This window comes from Sphingobium sp. SYK-6, assembly GCF_000283515.1.
Taxonomy (GTDB): domain Bacteria; phylum Pseudomonadota; class Alphaproteobacteria; order Sphingomonadales; family Sphingomonadaceae; genus Sphingobium; species Sphingobium lignivorans.
Window position 1 is genome coordinate 2,685,975 of sequence record NC_015976.1, and the last position, 15,225, is coordinate 2,701,199.

Genomic DNA, 15,225 nt, shown 5'->3' on the forward strand with positions numbered 1-15,225 from the left:
TGGCCGGACCGGCCATACGGGCCTGCACGGCAAGCCAAGGAGCAAGACATGACCACGACCACCCGCGCCGCCATCTGCTATGGGGCGGAAAAGCCCTTCTCCATAGAGGATGTCACGCTGGACGATCCGCGCGAGGACGAAGTGCTGGTGCGCATCCACGCCTGCGGCATCTGCCATACCGACATGGCCGCGCGCGACAGCCAGATCCCGACGCCGTTGCCGATGGTGCTGGGCCATGAGGGTGCGGGCGTGGTCGAGAAGGTCGGTGCGGCAATCACGCATGTGAAGCCGGGTGACCGCGTCATCATGAGCTTCAACAGCTGCGGCCATTGCCCCTCCTGCGCCATCGACCGGCCGACCTACTGCTATAATTTCGTGCCGGAGAACTGGACCGGCAAGCGCGCCGACGGGAGCGCGACCGCGCATCAGGACGGGACGGACGTCAACGCCAATTTCTTCGGCCAGTCCTCTTTCGCCGCCCACGCGCTGGCGCATGCCCGCAATGTGGTGAAAGTGCCCGAGAGCGCGGCCGCTATTCCCCTCGCGACGCTGGCACCGCTGGGCTGCGGGCTGATGACCGGTGCGGGCGCCGTGCTGCGCAGCATGAATGTGCGCGCGGGCATGCCGATCGCTATCTTCGGGTCGGGCGCGGTCGGCCTCGCCGCGGTGATGGCGGCGAAGATCGCCGGGGCGAACCCGATCATCGCCGTCGACGTGCATGACAATCGCCTTGCCCTCGCTCGCGAGATGGGCGCGACGCACAGCATCAACGGCAGGACGCAGAATGCCGTGGAGGAAATCCGCAGGATCTCCCCGCAGGGCCTGGCCTATGCCTTCGACACGACGGGCCTAAAGTCCATCATCGAGCAGGCCTTCGGGCTGCTGCTGCCGCTGGGTGTGCTGGGCCTTGTCGGCGCCTCGGCTCCCACGGAAATGCTGAACTTCAACGAATCCAGCCTGATGGGCGGCGGCAAGCGGGTGATCGGCATCCTCGGCGGCGATTCCGATCTCCAGACCTTCCTGCCGGAGCTGATCGAGCACCATCTCGCGGGGCGCTTCCCCCACGAGCGCCTGATCCGCACCTTCCCCTTCAGCCAGATCAACGAGGCTTTCCATGCCGGCGAGAGCGGCGAAGTGGTGAAGCCCGTGCTGGTGATGGAAGACTGAACCTATCGTTCGCGCGCGCCGGCAAGGGCAGCCCTGCAAGAGGCCGCCCCCGGGCACGCGCCGAACATGCCGAGAGGATGACACAGATATGCGCGCCGCCATCATGCAGGGCCTGAACAAGCCCCTTCGCGTGGATACGCTTCCCGATCCCGTGCCCGGCGAAGGCGAGCTGGTGGTGAAGGTCGGCCGCTGCGGCATCTGCGGCTCCGACCTGCACATGACGGAAGACCCTGGCTACGGGAAAGGCGCGGGCGACGTGCTTGGCCACGAGTTCGCCGGCGAGATCGTCGCTCTGGGCAAGGGCGTCACCGGTTTTCGCACCGGCGAGCTTGTCTCGGTCAGTCCGCTCAGGAGCTGCGGGCACTGCGCGGCCTGCCGGGCGGGCGATGTCGCCTGGTGCGCGCAGTTCGGACTGCAGGCGGGCGGCTATGCGGAATATGCGCTCACCCGCCCCAATCAGTGCGTGAAGCTCCCCGATACGCTCAGCCTTGCGGACGGCGCCATCGTCGAACCGCTGGCCGTGGCACGGCACGGCATTGCCTTGTCCGGCATCCGCGCGGGCGACCGGGTGCTGGTGCTGGGCGCCGGGCCGATCGGCCTCGCCGTGGCCTTCTGGGCCCGCCGGGCCGGCGCGGCGGCCGTGATCGTGCAGGACATCGCCGACTGGCAGCGCGAGCGCGCGCTCATCATGGGCGCGACCGGTTTCATCGTCGACCGGGACGATCCGGTGGGTGCCGCGACCCGCGCGCTCGGCGGCCCGGCGGACATCGTGTTCGAGTGCGTCGGCGTGCCCGGCCTCATCGCGCAGGCCGTGCAGCAGGTGCGCCCGCGCGGCACCATCCTGCTGCTTGGCCTGTGCAACCAGCCCGACACGTTCAACAGCTTCGCCATGCTTTCCAAGGAGATCCGGCTGGTCACCTCGGCCTTCTTCACGCAGGGCGAATATGAGGCGGCGCTTGACGCGCTGGACCGGGGCGCCGCCGAACCGCGCGCGCTCGTGACCGAAACGATCAGCCTCGCCCGGACGCCGGAGATCTTCGAAAGCCTCAAGCGCCGCACGCATCAGTGCAAGGTGATGATCGCACCGGGCGAATAGCCCCACCCCCGCAGGGACCGGAATGGCGCTTTCGGGCCACTATTTCCTTCGCATATGTGATCGCTTCATATACGGCGAACCCGGAATCAAGAACCATGAGTCTCGGGTAAGCGGAGTAAGGACATGACGGCACGCGGTCTGACGGTGGAAAAACCAGCACGGGCGGAAGGCCCCACGGTGCGCGATGCGGTGATGACCCTGCTGCGCGATCTCGGCATGACCACCCTGTTCGGCAATCCCGGCTCCACCGAGCTTCCGCTGTTTCGCGACATGCCGCAGGATTTTCGCTATATCCTCGGCCTGCAGGAAAGCGTCGTCGTGGGCATGGCGGACGGTTTCGCACAGATGAGCGGCAATGCCGCCTTCGTGAACCTGCACAGCTCGGCCGGCACGGGCCATGCGCTGGGCAATATCTTCACGGCCTTTCGCAACCAGACGCCGCTGGTCATCACCGCCGGGCAGCAGGCGCGCAGCATCTTCCCCTACGATCCCTTCCTCTATGCCGAGCGCGCCACGGAATTTCCGCAGCCCTTCGTCAAGTGGACCTGCGAGCCGGCCCGCGCCGAGGACGTGCCACTCGCGATCCTGCGCGCCTATCACATGGCGATGCAGGCACCGCGCGGCCCGGTGTTCGTCTCCGTGCCCATCGATGACTGGGATCGTGCCTGCACGCCCATCGACGTCTCGACCGTCTCGCAGGACGTGATGGCCTCGCCCGCGCTGATCGGCGCGGCCGCCGAAGCGCTCGACAAGGCAAGGTCGCCGGTCATCGTGGCTGGCGCAGGCGTGGGCCGCGAGAATGCGCGCGCCGCGCTCGCCAAGCTCGCCGAGGCGCACAAGGCGCGTGTCTTCGTCGCGCCGATGGCCGCGCGCGCGGTGTTCCCGGAGGATCACCCGCTGTTCGCCGGTTTCCTCCCGGCCTCGCGCGAGGCGGTCGTCTCCGCGCTCAAGGGGCATGATCTGGTGCTGGTGCTGGGCGCGCCGGTCTTCACTTATCATGTCGAGGGCTTCGGCCCTTATGTGCCCGAGGGGGCCTCGCTCATCCAGATCGTCGATGACCCGTCGGTCGCCGCCCGCACGCCGGTGGGCACGGCGATCATCGGCAATGTCGCCGACGCCATCGCCCGGCTGAGTGCCGCCACGAGCCCCGCCCCACCGCGCGCCGTGCCGGACGCCGCTCTCCCCGCGCCCAATGTCGTGGGCAGCGGAACGGCCATCGAGGAAGCATTGCTGATGCAGCAGCTCGCGACGCTGCGCCCGAAAGGCATCATCATCAGCGAGGAAGCACCCAGCACGCGCGGGCCGATGCATGATCATTTCCCGATCCGGCTCGAGGACGAGTTCATGGCAACGGCGAGCGGCGGCCTGGGCTTCGCGCTGCCGGCCGCGGTCGGCGCAGCGATCGCGCAGCCCGATCGCACGGTTCTCTGCCTGCTCGGTGACGGATCGTCCATGTATTCGATCCAGGGTCTGTGGACGGCCGCCGAGATGGGCCTCGATGTGCGCTTCCTCATCGTCAACAATGGCGGCTATGCCGCGCTCGACCAGTTCGGCGCGCTGTTCGACATCGAAGTGGTGGGAAGCAAGCTGCCCGGCCTCGATTTCGTGAAGATCGCCGAGGGCATGGGCGTACCGGGCGCGCGTGTCTCGACCGTCGATGCGCTCGACGAGGCGATCCGCGAACTGTTCGCCGGAAAGGGCCCGCGACTGCTCGAAGTCGTGGTCCAGCGCCCGGCATGAGCATGTGCCTTGTGCGCAGCATCGCCTGCAGCAAATGCGGGCCTGCGCACGGCACGACCATAATCACAGGAGAGCGATAACATGGCCAAGACCTTCATCACCTGCGCGATCACCGGCGCCTCCCCGATGCCCAAGCATCCCAATTTCCCCTTCCGTCCGGAACATGTCGCGCAGGAAGCGCTCGACGCGGCGGCGGCCGGCGCCTCGATCATCCATGTCCATGTGCGCAACGGCGCGGACGGCACGCCGAGCCAGGAACTTGAGGATTATCGCAAGGTCGTGGGCCTCATCCGCGAGAAGAACACCGACGTAATCCTGAACGTCACCACCGGGCCCGGCTGCATGTGGTTCCCCAAGAGCGCCGAGGAGCCGGCCGTGCCGGACATGGAAAAGACGCTGATGTTCACGGCCGAGCGGCGCATCGAGCATATCCTCGAGCTCAAGCCGGACATGTGCACGCTCGACATCTGCACGATGAACCTGTGGGGCGGCATCGCGATGAACCTGGAGATGATCGTCGGCAAGATGGGCACCATGTTGCAGGATGCGGGCGTGCTCACCGAGATCGAATGCTTCGAGGCCGGGGATTTCGTGTTCGCGGACGATCTGATGGCCAAGGGCCTCATCCCGAAGAACTCGCCCTTCACCTTCGTGCTCGGCACGAAATACGGCCTGCCCGCCACGCCCGAGGCCATGATGTATTCCAGGAACCAGATCCCGCGCGGCGCGCACTTCACCGGTTTCGGCGTCTCGCGGCACAGCTTCCCCATGGCCGCGCAGTCCGTGCTGCTCGGCGGGCACATGCGCGTCGGCTTCGAGGACACGATCTACCTGCGCAAGGGTGTGCTCGCGAACAGCAATGCCGAGCTGGTCGAATGGGGCGCGGACATCGTGAACAAGCTGGGCGGTGAAGTGGCCACCCCGGGCGAGACGCGCGAGATGCTCGGCCTCAAGGGCTGAGCGACGGCGCATTGCCGGGAGGGGGCGGAAACATGATCCAGAAGGTGGACTCGTCGTCGGTCAAGTCGGCGACGCGCACGCTCGATATCCTCGAGTTCGTGGTCGGCTGCGGCCGGGCCGTCAGCGCCGCCGAGATCGCGGCGGCCCTCGCGATCCCGGTGAGCAGCCTCTCCTATCTGCTCGGCACGCTGGTCGAGCGGGGCTATCTCACCCGCAACGGCCGCCTCCATTTGCCGGGGCCGGCGCTTGCGCGCCTGAGTGCCGGGGAACGCAGCGCGACACTGGCGGAGCGCGTTTATCCCGTCGTCCGCTCGGTCTCGCTACAGCTCAACGAGACGGCCTCCTTCTTCGTGCGGCATGGCCATGAGATGGAAGCCATCACGGGCGAAGTCGCGCCGCAAGCCCTGCGCTATACGATCGAGGTGGGGCGGCCCGTGCCGCTCCATGCCTTCGCGGCCGGCAAGGCCATTCTCGCGACGTTCGACGAAGCGGAGCTGAACGCCTATTTCGCCGCCAGCCGCCGCGATGCCTTCACCGCCCACACCCTGACCAGCGAGGCCGACCTGCGCCGGGAAGTGGCCGCCATCGCCCGCACCGGCACCGCCCGCACCATCGAAGAGTATACGCCCGGCATCATCGGCATCGGCCGCGCGGTCATTTCCGGCGGGCAATTGCTGGGCGCGATCAGCGTGGCGATCCCGGCCGCACGCACGACCCCGCAGCTTGAGGAACGGGCCATCCAGATGCTCCAGCGCGCTGCCGAAGCGCTTGGCGACCGCTGAAGGCGCGGGCCCCGTGAACCTGCTCCACCCCCTGCCCCTGGCACGGCATGAGGAGAGCTTCACGGATATCCTCGCCCGGCCCGGCCTGCGCATCGAGCGGATCGTCTCGCATGGCCAGGTCACGCCGCCCGACGCGCCCTATGACCAGTCCCACGAGGAATGGGTCCTGTTGCTTGCCGGCGCCGCGCGGCTGTGGCTGGAGGATCACGGCGAGGTCGCGCTCGAGCCGGGCGACAGCCTGCTCATCCCGGCCCATGTCCGCCATCGCGTCATCTATACGCAGGCCGACCCGCCCACTATATGGCTTGCCGTCCATCTGGAGGGCTGAGGCCATGGCCGAGATCATCAATCTGCGCATGGCCCGCAAGGCGAAGAAGCGCGCCGACGCCGCGCAGCAGGCGGCCGAAAACCGGGCGAAGTTCGGGCGAACCAAAGAGCGCAAGCAGCAGGAGCGCATGGCAGCCGAGCGCGCGGCACGCACCATCGAGAGCGCGCGACGCGAAGGCCCGGCTGCCGAGGCGCCGCCGCGCGAGGACGACTGAGGCCAGCCGTCCCTCGCGCCCATGATCGGGCGCTCGGGATATGCGGACAAGCGAACGGCCGCCGAATCGCTCCGGCGGCCGCCTGTCATGCGCTTTCTGGCGAACCGGCCCGATCAGGCCTTCTTGGTGCGCCAGCTGTCGGCATAGCCCGTGCGCGCCACGGCCGAGTACGGCACCGGCGCCACGACCGCCTTGATCTCCGTCTGCTCGTGCGGCTCGACGGTCGGCTTGGAGGTGCCGCCATTGGGCTCGCCCCAGAGCAGCGAGACTTCCGTGCCGGGCTTGGCATATTTGGGATCGATCATCGCGAGCGTGAGCATCTTGCCCTCGTTCGACGAGTAGCCGACCCAGGTCGAGACGCCGACATGCTTGCCGTCGACCAGCACCGAGTCATAGGGGTGCATCGAGTAGACCGCGCTCGGGAACTCGAAATATTTCGCACGACCGGAGTCCGAGAAATAGCTGCTCATCACGCGCAGCATGTCCTCGTCGTCCAGCGCCAGCGTCACCTTCTCGAGGTGCGGCTCGTTCGCCATCTTCTCCAGCGCTTCCTTGCCGATGAAGTCATGGTCGAACTTGACGATGATGCCATAGCCGATGTCCCAGGGCGTCAGGCCATAGCCTTCCAGGCTCTCGGGCACATAGGAACCGCCGATGGAGCACTTGGCGCCATAGCTGTTCTCGCCGGCCCACTTGCGGAAGTCGGCCGAGCCTTCGCCGAAGAGATAGCCCGGGAACGGCGAGGGCACCCAGCCGGATTCCAGCGTGTTGGACGAATAGGCACGGCCGCCGACGAGCGCCAGCCCATGGTTCTTGCCGGCCGCGACCAGCGCCGAATGAACCGCCTCATAATCCGCCCAGGGACCATAGAGCTCATAGCCCGGCTGACCGGCCATGCCGTGACGCAGCGCGCCGACGGTCTTCCCGGCGATCTGGATGTCCGCCATGTTGAAGAATTTGAGGTCCGGCGGGGTCTGGCCCATCGCGTCCGTTAGGATCGCCATGGCGTTGGGGCCCTGCAGCTGGAAGCGATAGTGGCGACGCACGCCGTCGGTGCGCAGCGCGGTGCGCTCGTCACGGGTGAGCGTCACGTTCCACTTGCCGGTGGCGGCATGGAACTCGGCCCACTCGATGGCCGGCGCGCGGCCGACGAGGTTGAACTGGTTCTCGGCGAGATAGAACAGGATCACGTCGCCGATGACATAGCCCTCGGCCGTCACCGGAACCCACTGCTTGGCCTTGCCGGGCGCGAAGTTCTTGAAGCTGTTGATGCCGAGATAGTTGAGGAAGGCGAAGGCGTCGGGGCCTTCGACCATCAGCTCGACCATGTGGTAGCTCTGGTTGAAGAGCACGGCGGTCTTGGCCCATGCGCGCTGCTCGTTGCGCCAGTTGGAATATTCCGCCGGGACGCCGGGATAGACGTTCGGGCCGGTCTGCTGGTTGCGCAGGAAATCGACTGCATTTCCGGCATTGTCCAGCACATCTTGAAGACTTTTCGCCATTCTACTCTCCTTCAGACTAAAGTTCAGGAATTCAGGATTCTGTCTTTTTCCGCGGCGTGCGCCGCATCCAGCCAGGACGCGAGGACCCGCGTCATCGCCGCTGGCTGCTCGACCGGGACCATGTGGCCCGCGTCGGGAATGATCGTCAGCGTCGCGCCGGGAATCGCGGCGGCGATGGCTTCATGCTGCACCGGCGGTGCCCAGGCATCATCGGCGCCGGTGGCCACGAGCACGGGGCAGCGGATGGCCGGCAGCAGGCTTTCCACTTCCGGGCGCGCAAGCAGGGCGCGCATCTGCCGCTCATACATGTCGAGACCGGCATCGCTGCACATCTGCCACAGCATGTCCATCAGGCCCGGGCGCGAGCGATTGGCCTCGCCGACCATCGGGGGAAGCCATGCATCGATGAGGGCATCCATGCCCTGCTCCACGCCGCGCGCCAGCAGGGCAAAGCGACCATCGGCCTCGCCGGGCCGGGGCAAGTGAATGCCGGTGCTGATGAGGCCAAGGCCCGCAACCCGCTCCGGTGCGCGGCGAATGATCTCCAGCGCGACCCGGCCGCCCATGGAATGGCCGACCACGACAAAGCGCTCCGGCGCCTGCGCAAGCACCTGCTCGGCCATGGCGCCAAGGCTGTCCGCTTCCCCATAGCCCGCAACCGCCGTCACCGGCTGATGCGCGCCCAGGGCCTCGGCCTGCGGTGCCCAGATACGGTCATCGCAGATCAGGCCGGGCAACAACAGCAGGGGCGCTGCCTTGGAAGGCGAGTGACTCATGGAAATCCGATGTTCTTCGTATATACGAAGATTTCATCTACTCGAAGACCGGCGTGAATGCCAGCCCCAAATGTGCAGCACGCGCACAATTGAAAGGTCATGCTGCGGCACGACGCGCAGCATTTGCCGCACGTCGTGCAGAGGGAAACCGGTCAGTCCACCAGCATCAGGGCGTCGAGCGCAATGGCCCCCTGCCCCTCGGGATAGACGACCACCGGATTGAGATCGAGTTCCTGGATGCGCGGTTCGCCGCGCAGCAATCGGCCGACCTGGCCGATCAGCTCCGCCACCGCCCCCACGTCCAGCGCGGGCGATCCGCGATAACCGTGCAGCAAAGCGGCCTGCTTGAGCTTGCCGAGCTCGGCGACGATCGCCTCCTTCGTCATGTCCGGCGAGAGCAGGCGCACATCCTGCAGGATCTCGGCCGTCACGCCCCCGAAGCCGGCGAGGATCACCGGACCCCATTGCGGATCGTTCTTCGCGCCGACGATCAGTTCCAGACCCCGCGCGCCCATCGCCTCGATCAGCACGCCGTCGAGAATGATGGAGGCGTCATAGCGCTTCACGTCCGCGAACATCTTGTCCCAGGCCGCGCGGATCGCCTCGGCCCCGACGAGATTGAGCGCCACGCCACCGGCATCGCTCTTGTGGCTGAGCGCGGCGGCCTGCGCCTTCATCACCACCGGGCCGCCGATCGCTTCTGCCGCGGCGATGGCATCCTCGACCGTTGCAGCAAACTGGCCCTTGGGAAAGCTGATGCCGAGCGGGGCAAGCAGCGCCTTCGCCTTATATTCGGGCACGACGCCCTTCTCGCTCGCCAGCGCGGGCACGCTTGCCGGCGCCGCATCCGTCCTGCTCGCATCGCGCGCACCGGCAGCGGAAAGGCGGCGGATGGCACGCAGCGCGCGCTCCGTGGTCGGGAAATAGGGAATGCCTTCGGCGCGCAGTTGCTCGATCCAGTCGGCAGGCACATCGGCGCCTTCGTCCACGCCGCCGAAGATCACCGGCTTGGTCGCCTTGAGCTCGCGCACGGCCTTGAGGAACGGCGGCAGCTTGATGCCGATGGTCGCCGGATTGGTCTGGATGATCCCGGCGAAGATCGTGCCGACACGATCATCCTCGAACAGGGCCGCCAGCGTGCGATAATACATGTCCGGATCGACCAGCCCCTGTGCGGTCAGGTCGAGCGGATTGCTGACCGGCACGAACTCGGGCAGCGCCGCCCGCAGCGCCGGCGCATTACCGTCATCGAGGGTCGGCAGCGCCAGCTCCAACTCCTCGGCCAGATCGAGCGTCAGCGCCTTGAGCGCGCCGGACTCGCCCAGCACCGCCGTGCCGCCGCTCGGCAGCGCGGGGCAGCGCGCGGCGATCTCGGTGATGTCGCCCAGTTCCTCCAGCGTCTCGGCCACGACCACGCCGGCCCGCTCCACCTTGGCGCGCATCAGCTTGTAGTCGCCGGCCATGGCGCCGGTATGCGTCGCGGCGGATTCGCGCGCGGCGCTGCTCTTGCCGGGGTGCAGCAGGACGACCAGCTTGCCCGCCGCATTCGCCTTGTCCATCAGTGCGAGGAAGCGGGCGGGATCGCGGAACTGCTCGACGATCATCGCGATGATCCGCGTCTTCTCGTCGGCGATCATGAACTCGACATAATCCTCGACGCCGCTGCCGGCCTCGTTGCCGGTCGAGACGGAGTAAGTGAGGTCGAGCGTGCGGCTCTCCAGCATCACGGCGAGCACGGCCGCCATGGCGCCGCTCTGCGAGACGATGCCCACGCCCCCGGGGCTCGGCGCCTTGATGTCGGTATCGATGAAGGTCAGCGGGATGCGGTCGAGATAATTTACCGAGCCGAGGCAATTGGGCCCTTCCACCACGATGCCCGCCTCATGCGCGATGCGGCCGATCTCCTGCTGGTCGGCCATGCCCTGCTCGCCGCCCTCGGCGAAGCCCGCGGCAAAGATGATCGCGGCGCCGGCCTTGCGCGCGGCAAGCTGGCGCATGGTGTCGAGCACGGCGACGCGCGGAATGGCGAGGATCGCGCAGTCGACGCCTTCGGGCAGCGCGTCAACGCTCGGCACCGCAGGGCGTCCGCTGATCGTCTCGCGCTTGGGATTGACGAGATGGATGTCGCCGGGGAATTCGTTTCGGACGAGGTTGGCAAGCACGCTCGCGCCAAGCGAGCCGGGCGTTTCCGATGCTCCGACGATCGCGATGGACCGGGGGCGCAGCAGGCGATTGATGTCACGCGCCCCAGCCTGGGGACGCACTCCGGCCTCAACCGTCATATCTCAACTCTCCTTAGCGGAACCAAATACTGGCAGATCAAGCCATTTCCCGCGTGGCGACGGGCGGCGCAAACCGGGATGGACGAGGCGGCCGGGAAGATGCCCGGCCGCCTCCTGTCATCAGACCTCGGTCTTGGTCTTGTCATAGTGCCCGAGACCGGGCTTGAACGTCTTGTCGTCGAGGAACTGCTTCATCGCGACATGCCGGCCGTCCGACTTGTCGAACCAGTTGAGGCCTTCCTGCAGGCGGATCAGATAGTCTTCCGCATTGTCGTACGTCATTTCCTTGACCCGACGCACGGCATCCTTCGTGTACTTCACCGTCGCCCAGTTCTTCTGGATGAGCGTCTCGGCGACCTGCTTCACACGGGCCTTGAGCTGATCGGCGGGCATCGACTCATTGACGAGATTGTAGCGCGCCGCGTCCTGGCCCGAGAGATTCTCGCCCATCATGGCGTGGTACATGGCGACCCGCATCGGCATGAGGTCGACCGCGACTTTCGTCGCGCCGCCGCCGGGCAGGATACCCCAGTTCACTTCGGAAAGACCGAACTGCGCCTCGTCCGCCGCGAAGGCGAGATCGCAAGCGAAGAGCGGGCCATAAGCGCCGCCGAAGCACCAGCCATGGACCATGGCGATGGTCGGCTTCTGATACCAGCGCAGACGCTCCCACCAGGTATAGGCCTCGCGCTGTGCCTTGCGCGTGCCGGCCAGACCCTCGGCCTCCGTCTCGCGAAAATATTCCTTGAGGTCCATGCCCGCGCACCAGGCCGGACCTTCGCCGCCGAGCACCAGCACGCCGACATCGTCGCGGAACTCGAGCTCGGTGAGCACCTTCAGCATCTGGCGGTTGAGCTTGGGGCTCTGCGCATTCCGCTTGGTGGGGCGGTTATAATAGACCCACGCCACGTTGTTCACGATCTCGTAGCGGACGGTATCCTCTTCCCGTTCCACCGGCTTATTCTCCTCGGACATGCGATTTTCCTTTTCAGGCCAATTATGCTATAAGCCATAGCATTCACCGCCGATGGGAGCAAGCCATCGAACGAGGTCAGGGAAACATGGGCGAACGAATGAGGCAGGACGATCAGGACGCCGGGACCGGCAGCACGGATGCACCGGCAGCGCTGCTCCCCAGCCCGCTCGACAATATGCTGGGCTATCGCATCCGGCGCGCCTCGATGGCCATGATGCATGATCTGGCCCATGCGCTGCGGCCCTTCGACATCAGCGTGGGTGAAGCGTCCCTGCTCATCATGGTCGGCGCTAATCCCGGCTGCCGACAAAGCGATCTCGGCCGCGCCCTCGAGATCAAGCGCGCGAACATGACGCCGCTCGTCGGCCGCCTGAAGGCCCGGGGCCTCATCACCGACGCGCCGATCGACGGGCGATCGCTCAGCCTCACGCTCACGGAAGAGGGAGAAGCCCTGCAGAAAGTCCTGCTGGCGCATGCCCAGACCAGCAACGACCGCTTCCGCAAACGCCTCGCGCTCGACGAAAAGGATCTGATCGCCGCCATGGCCGCCCTGGCACGCTGAGGCGCCGCGCGGACAGGCCTCGAAAAAGCCCGTCGCTTTGCTCTTCCCCCCGCAACGCAAAGCTGATAGCGGGCCTCTCCACGCACTCGTAGCTCAGCTGGATAGAGCGCTGCCCTCCGAAGGCAGAGGCCACAGGTTCGAATCCTGTCGAGTGCGCCAAAGCCTCCCCATGAAATCAGCACGTCAAGCGGGACTCCCCAGCGGCCTTTGAGTTCGACCTGGCGGGCGCCTCGCAAACCCGGACGACGTTGGCGCGGCCAGCGGGCTTTCCCACGACCTTTGCGAGCTGCCTCCACAATTCACGAGCCTCGCAGCCGTCAGCGACGTTCGCTGCCAACCTTTTCCGATTGGGGCGATTACGTATTGATCCTGACACGATGTCAGACCCTACATCGTCATGCGTCGGAAGGAGCAAGACGATGAACGAAGCGGAACCTGCGGCGCACGGCGCGAGCGACCGCGCCGGACATGAAGCGACGAAGGTCGAAGCGGATGTCCAGGATCCGGTCTGCGGGATGACGGTCGATCCCGCCAGGACTGCGCACCATGCCCGCCATGGTAGCGAGACCTATCATTTCTGCAGCGCCGGGTGCCGCTCGAAGTTCGTCGACGAACCTGCCCGCTATCTCGGCCCGCCTCCAGCCCCGATCGCGGCGCCCGAAGGCACGATCTGGACATGCCCGATGCATCCGGAAATCAGGCAGGACCATCCGGGCGCGTGCCCGATCTGCGGCATGGCGCTCGAACCGGCAACCGTGACGGCCGATACCGGCCCCAGCCACGAGCTGATCGACATGACGCGGCGCTTCTGGATCGGCCTGGCGCTCGCCATCCCGGTCTTCATCCTCGAGATGGGCGCGCATCTCTCTCCAGGGATGCATCGCCTGGTGCCCATGTCCGTCTCGGTGTGGGTCCAGTTCGTCCTGGCGACTCCCGTGGTCCTGTGGGCCGGCTGGCCCTTCTTCGAGCGGGGCTGGGCGTCGCTGCGAACGCGCAATCTCAACATGTTCACGCTCATTGCCATGGGCACCGGCGTGGCCTGGACCTACAGCGTCGTCGCGACACTTGCGCCGCAGCTCTTCCCGCCCGCGTTCCGCAACGCCGACGGGATGGTCGCGGTCTATTTCGAGGCCGCAGCCGTCATCACTGTCCTCGTGCTGCTGGGCCAGGTGCTCGAGCTACGCGCCCGCGAGCGCACCTCCGGGGCGATCAAGGCACTTCTCAACCTGGCTCCCAAGACCGCACGCCGGATCGCCCCGGACGGCAGCGAGGAGGAAGTGACGCTTGATCTCGTCGCGGTGGGTGACCGGCTGCGCGTGCGACCCGGCGAGAAGGTGCCTGTCGACGGCGTGGTTGCCGAGGGCCGTTCCTCCCTCGATGAGTCCATGGTCACCGGCGAGTCCATGCCGGTGACCAAGGCGGTCGAAGACAAGGTCATCGGCGGCACGCTCAACCAGACCGGCGTCCTTGTCATCGTCGCCGACAAGGTGGGACGGGATACCATGCTGGCCCGCATCGTCCAGATGGTCGCCGAAGCTCAGCGCTCGCGCGCGCCGATCCAGCGCATGGCTGATCAGGTCTCCGGCTGGTTCGTGCCCGTCGTCATCGGCATCGCGGTGATCGCCTTTGCCGCCTGGAGCATCTGGGGCCCCGAGCCGCGTTTCGCCTACGGGCTCGTTGCGGCCGTTGCCGTCCTCATCATCGCCTGCCCGTGTGCGCTGGGGCTGGCGACGCCGATGTCGATCATGGTGGGAGTCGGCAGGGGTGCCGGGCTCGGCGTCCTCATCAAGAATGCCGAGGCGCTCGAGCATATGGAGAAGGTCGACACACTGGTCGTCGACAAGACCGGCACGCTGACCGAAGGGCGCCCCGCCGTCACCGGGATCGTCGAGGCCGAAGGGTTCGACGCGACCGAACTGCTGCGTCTCGCCGCTTCGGTCGAGCGTGCATCCGAGCATCCGCTCGCGCTCGCGATCGTCGAGGCGGCGAAGGACCGCGGCATCGCGACCAGCGAAGTCAGCGCGTTCGACTCCCCGACCGGACGCGGGGCCCTGGGCATGGTCGACGGCCGACGGATCGTGCTCGGCAATGCCCGCTTCCTGGGCGAGGAAGGCATCGCCACCCAGTCGCTCGCCGAGCAGGCCGACGCGCTTCGCCGTGGCGGCGCCACAGCGATCTTCATCGGCCTCGACGGCAAGGTCGCGGGCGCGTTCGCGATCGCCGATCCGGTGAAGAAGACGACCCCCGAGGCACTGGCCGCGCTGAAGGCGGAGGGGATACGCGTCGTCATGCTGACCGGCGACAACCGCACGACCGCCGAGGCAGTCGCCGCGCAGCTCGGCATCGACGAGGTCGAGGCGGAAGTCCTGCCGGATCAGAAGAGCGCGGTGGTCGCGCGTCTCAAGAGCGAAGGCCGCGTAGTCGCCATGGCCGGCGACGGCGTCAACGATGCGCCCGCACTCGCCGCCGCCGATGTCGGCATCGCCATGGGCTCGGGCACCGATGTCGCGATCGAAAGCGCCGGCGTCACGCTGCTGAAGGGCGATCTCACCGGAATCGTGCACGCCCGGCGGCTCAGTCAGGCGACCATGTCCAACATCCGGCAGAACCTCGTCTTCGCCTTCATCTACAATGCCGCAGGCGTGCCGGTCGCGGCAGGAGCGCTCTATCCGACGTTCGGCATCCTGCTCTCGCCGATCATCGCGGCGGCGGCCATGGCATTGTCTTCGGTCAGCGTGGTCACCAACGCGCTCCGGCTGAACAGGCACGCGCTGTGAACATCGGGCAGGCGTCGAAAGCGAGCGGAGTCTCGCAGCGCATGATCCGCCGCGGTGGATAGA

Annotated in this window: 13 protein-coding genes and 1 tRNA gene; 10 read left to right on the forward strand and 4 right to left on the reverse strand. The window is 66.8% G+C overall.

Going from position 1 to position 15,225, the window contains the following annotated elements; genetic code table 11:
- The first annotated feature begins 48 nt into the window (after nucleotides 1–48).
- The 7 genes from SLG_RS12350 to SLG_RS12380 all read left to right on the forward strand — a co-directional run bounded on the left by SLG_RS12350 (nucleotide 49) and on the right by SLG_RS12380 (nucleotide 6,287).
- Nucleotides 49–1,167: an NAD(P)-dependent alcohol dehydrogenase gene (locus tag SLG_RS12350; RefSeq protein WP_014076813.1), complete on the forward strand. Its 1,119-nt coding sequence runs from the start codon at nucleotides 49–51 to the stop codon at nucleotides 1,165–1,167.
- An 88-nt stretch (nucleotides 1,168–1,255) separates the two neighbouring features.
- Nucleotides 1,256–2,263 carry an alcohol dehydrogenase catalytic domain-containing protein gene (locus SLG_RS12355; protein WP_014076814.1) on the forward strand — a complete coding sequence of 336 codons (1,008 nt, stop codon included), beginning with the start codon at nucleotides 1,256–1,258 and terminating at the stop codon, nucleotides 2,261–2,263.
- Nucleotides 2,264–2,386: 123 nt separating this feature from the next.
- Complete coding sequence (gene mdlC, locus SLG_RS12360) at nucleotides 2,387–4,003, forward strand: benzoylformate decarboxylase (protein ID WP_014076815.1); 1,617 nt, start codon at nucleotides 2,387–2,389, stop codon at nucleotides 4,001–4,003.
- Between the two features lie 81 nt (nucleotides 4,004–4,084).
- The gene (locus tag SLG_RS12365) at nucleotides 4,085–4,963 is read left to right on the forward strand and encodes a 3-keto-5-aminohexanoate cleavage protein (RefSeq protein WP_014076816.1); all 879 of its coding nucleotides are present in this window, start codon (nucleotides 4,085–4,087) and stop codon (nucleotides 4,961–4,963) included.
- Between the two features lie 32 nt (nucleotides 4,964–4,995).
- Nucleotides 4,996–5,745, forward strand: a complete 750-nt coding sequence (locus SLG_RS12370; protein WP_014076817.1) for an IclR family transcriptional regulator — start codon at nucleotides 4,996–4,998, stop codon at nucleotides 5,743–5,745.
- Between the two features lie 13 nt (nucleotides 5,746–5,758).
- On the forward strand, nucleotides 5,759–6,073 hold the full coding sequence (locus SLG_RS12375; RefSeq protein WP_014076818.1) for a cupin domain-containing protein: 315 nt from the start codon (nucleotides 5,759–5,761) through the stop codon (nucleotides 6,071–6,073).
- 4 nt (nucleotides 6,074–6,077) lie between these two features.
- Complete coding sequence (locus SLG_RS12380; RefSeq protein ID WP_014076819.1) at nucleotides 6,078–6,287, forward strand: DUF4169 family protein; 210 nt, start codon at nucleotides 6,078–6,080, stop codon at nucleotides 6,285–6,287.
- A gap of 113 nt (nucleotides 6,288–6,400) precedes the next feature.
- On the opposite strand, the gene desA is transcribed toward SLG_RS12380, so the two are convergent.
- The 4 genes from desA to SLG_RS12400 form a co-directional block, all read right to left on the reverse strand.
- Nucleotides 6,401–7,789: a syringate O-demethylase gene (gene desA / locus SLG_RS12385; protein ID WP_014076820.1), complete on the reverse strand. Its 1,389-nt coding sequence runs from the start codon at nucleotides 7,787–7,789 to the stop codon at nucleotides 6,401–6,403.
- A 23-nt stretch (nucleotides 7,790–7,812) separates the two neighbouring features.
- Nucleotides 7,813–8,565: an alpha/beta fold hydrolase gene (locus SLG_RS12390; RefSeq protein WP_014076821.1), complete on the reverse strand. Its 753-nt coding sequence runs from the start codon at nucleotides 8,563–8,565 to the stop codon at nucleotides 7,813–7,815.
- Nucleotides 8,566–8,717: 152 nt separating this feature from the next.
- Nucleotides 8,718–10,847, reverse strand: coding sequence for an acetate--CoA ligase family protein (locus SLG_RS12395; protein WP_014076822.1), 2,130 nt, complete (start codon nucleotides 10,845–10,847; stop codon nucleotides 8,718–8,720).
- Between the two features lie 120 nt (nucleotides 10,848–10,967).
- Nucleotides 10,968–11,822 (reverse strand): p-hydroxycinnamoyl CoA hydratase/lyase, encoded by an 855-nt coding sequence (locus SLG_RS12400; RefSeq protein WP_014076823.1) that lies wholly within the window; start codon nucleotides 11,820–11,822, stop codon nucleotides 10,968–10,970.
- 98 nt (nucleotides 11,823–11,920) lie between these two features.
- Here SLG_RS12400 and SLG_RS12405 point away from each other — a divergent pair, with 98 nt between their 5' ends.
- The 3 genes from SLG_RS12405 (at nucleotide 11,921) to SLG_RS12415 (ending at nucleotide 15,162) form a co-directional block, all read left to right on the forward strand.
- Nucleotides 11,921–12,385, forward strand: coding sequence for a MarR family winged helix-turn-helix transcriptional regulator (locus SLG_RS12405; RefSeq protein ID WP_051003754.1), 465 nt, complete (start codon nucleotides 11,921–11,923; stop codon nucleotides 12,383–12,385).
- Nucleotides 12,386–12,467: 82 nt separating this feature from the next.
- Nucleotides 12,468–12,544: transfer RNA gene (locus SLG_RS12410), tRNA-Arg, on the forward strand.
- 260 nt (nucleotides 12,545–12,804) lie between these two features.
- On the forward strand, nucleotides 12,805–15,162 hold the full coding sequence (locus tag SLG_RS12415) for a heavy metal translocating P-type ATPase (protein ID WP_041391991.1): 2,358 nt from the start codon (nucleotides 12,805–12,807) through the stop codon (nucleotides 15,160–15,162).
- Nucleotides 15,163–15,225 lie beyond the last annotated feature (63 nt).

Coding starts and splice junctions, on each gene's coding strand:
- SLG_RS12350 (WP_014076813.1), top strand. CDS start 49: ATGACCACGACCACCCGCGCCGCCATCTGCTATGGGGCGGAAAAGCCC.
- SLG_RS12355 (WP_014076814.1), top strand. CDS start 1,256: ATGCGCGCCGCCATCATGCAGGGCCTGAACAAGCCCCTTCGCGTGGAT.
- mdlC (WP_014076815.1), top strand. CDS start 2,387: ATGACGGCACGCGGTCTGACGGTGGAAAAACCAGCACGGGCGGAAGGC.
- SLG_RS12365 (WP_014076816.1), top strand. CDS start 4,085: ATGGCCAAGACCTTCATCACCTGCGCGATCACCGGCGCCTCCCCGATG.
- SLG_RS12370 (WP_014076817.1), top strand. CDS start 4,996: ATGATCCAGAAGGTGGACTCGTCGTCGGTCAAGTCGGCGACGCGCACG.
- SLG_RS12380 (WP_014076819.1), top strand. CDS start 6,078: ATGGCCGAGATCATCAATCTGCGCATGGCCCGCAAGGCGAAGAAGCGC.
- desA (WP_014076820.1), bottom strand. CDS start 7,789: ATGGCGAAAAGTCTTCAAGATGTGCTGGACAATGCCGGAAATGCAGTC.
- SLG_RS12390 (WP_014076821.1), bottom strand. CDS start 8,565: ATGAGTCACTCGCCTTCCAAGGCAGCGCCCCTGCTGTTGTTGCCCGGC.
- SLG_RS12395 (WP_014076822.1), bottom strand. CDS start 10,847: ATGACGGTTGAGGCCGGAGTGCGTCCCCAGGCTGGGGCGCGTGACATC.
- SLG_RS12400 (WP_014076823.1), bottom strand. CDS start 11,822: ATGTCCGAGGAGAATAAGCCGGTGGAACGGGAAGAGGATACCGTCCGC.
- SLG_RS12405 (WP_051003754.1), top strand. CDS start 11,921: ATGAGGCAGGACGATCAGGACGCCGGGACCGGCAGCACGGATGCACCG.
- SLG_RS12415 (WP_041391991.1), top strand. CDS start 12,805: ATGAACGAAGCGGAACCTGCGGCGCACGGCGCGAGCGACCGCGCCGGA.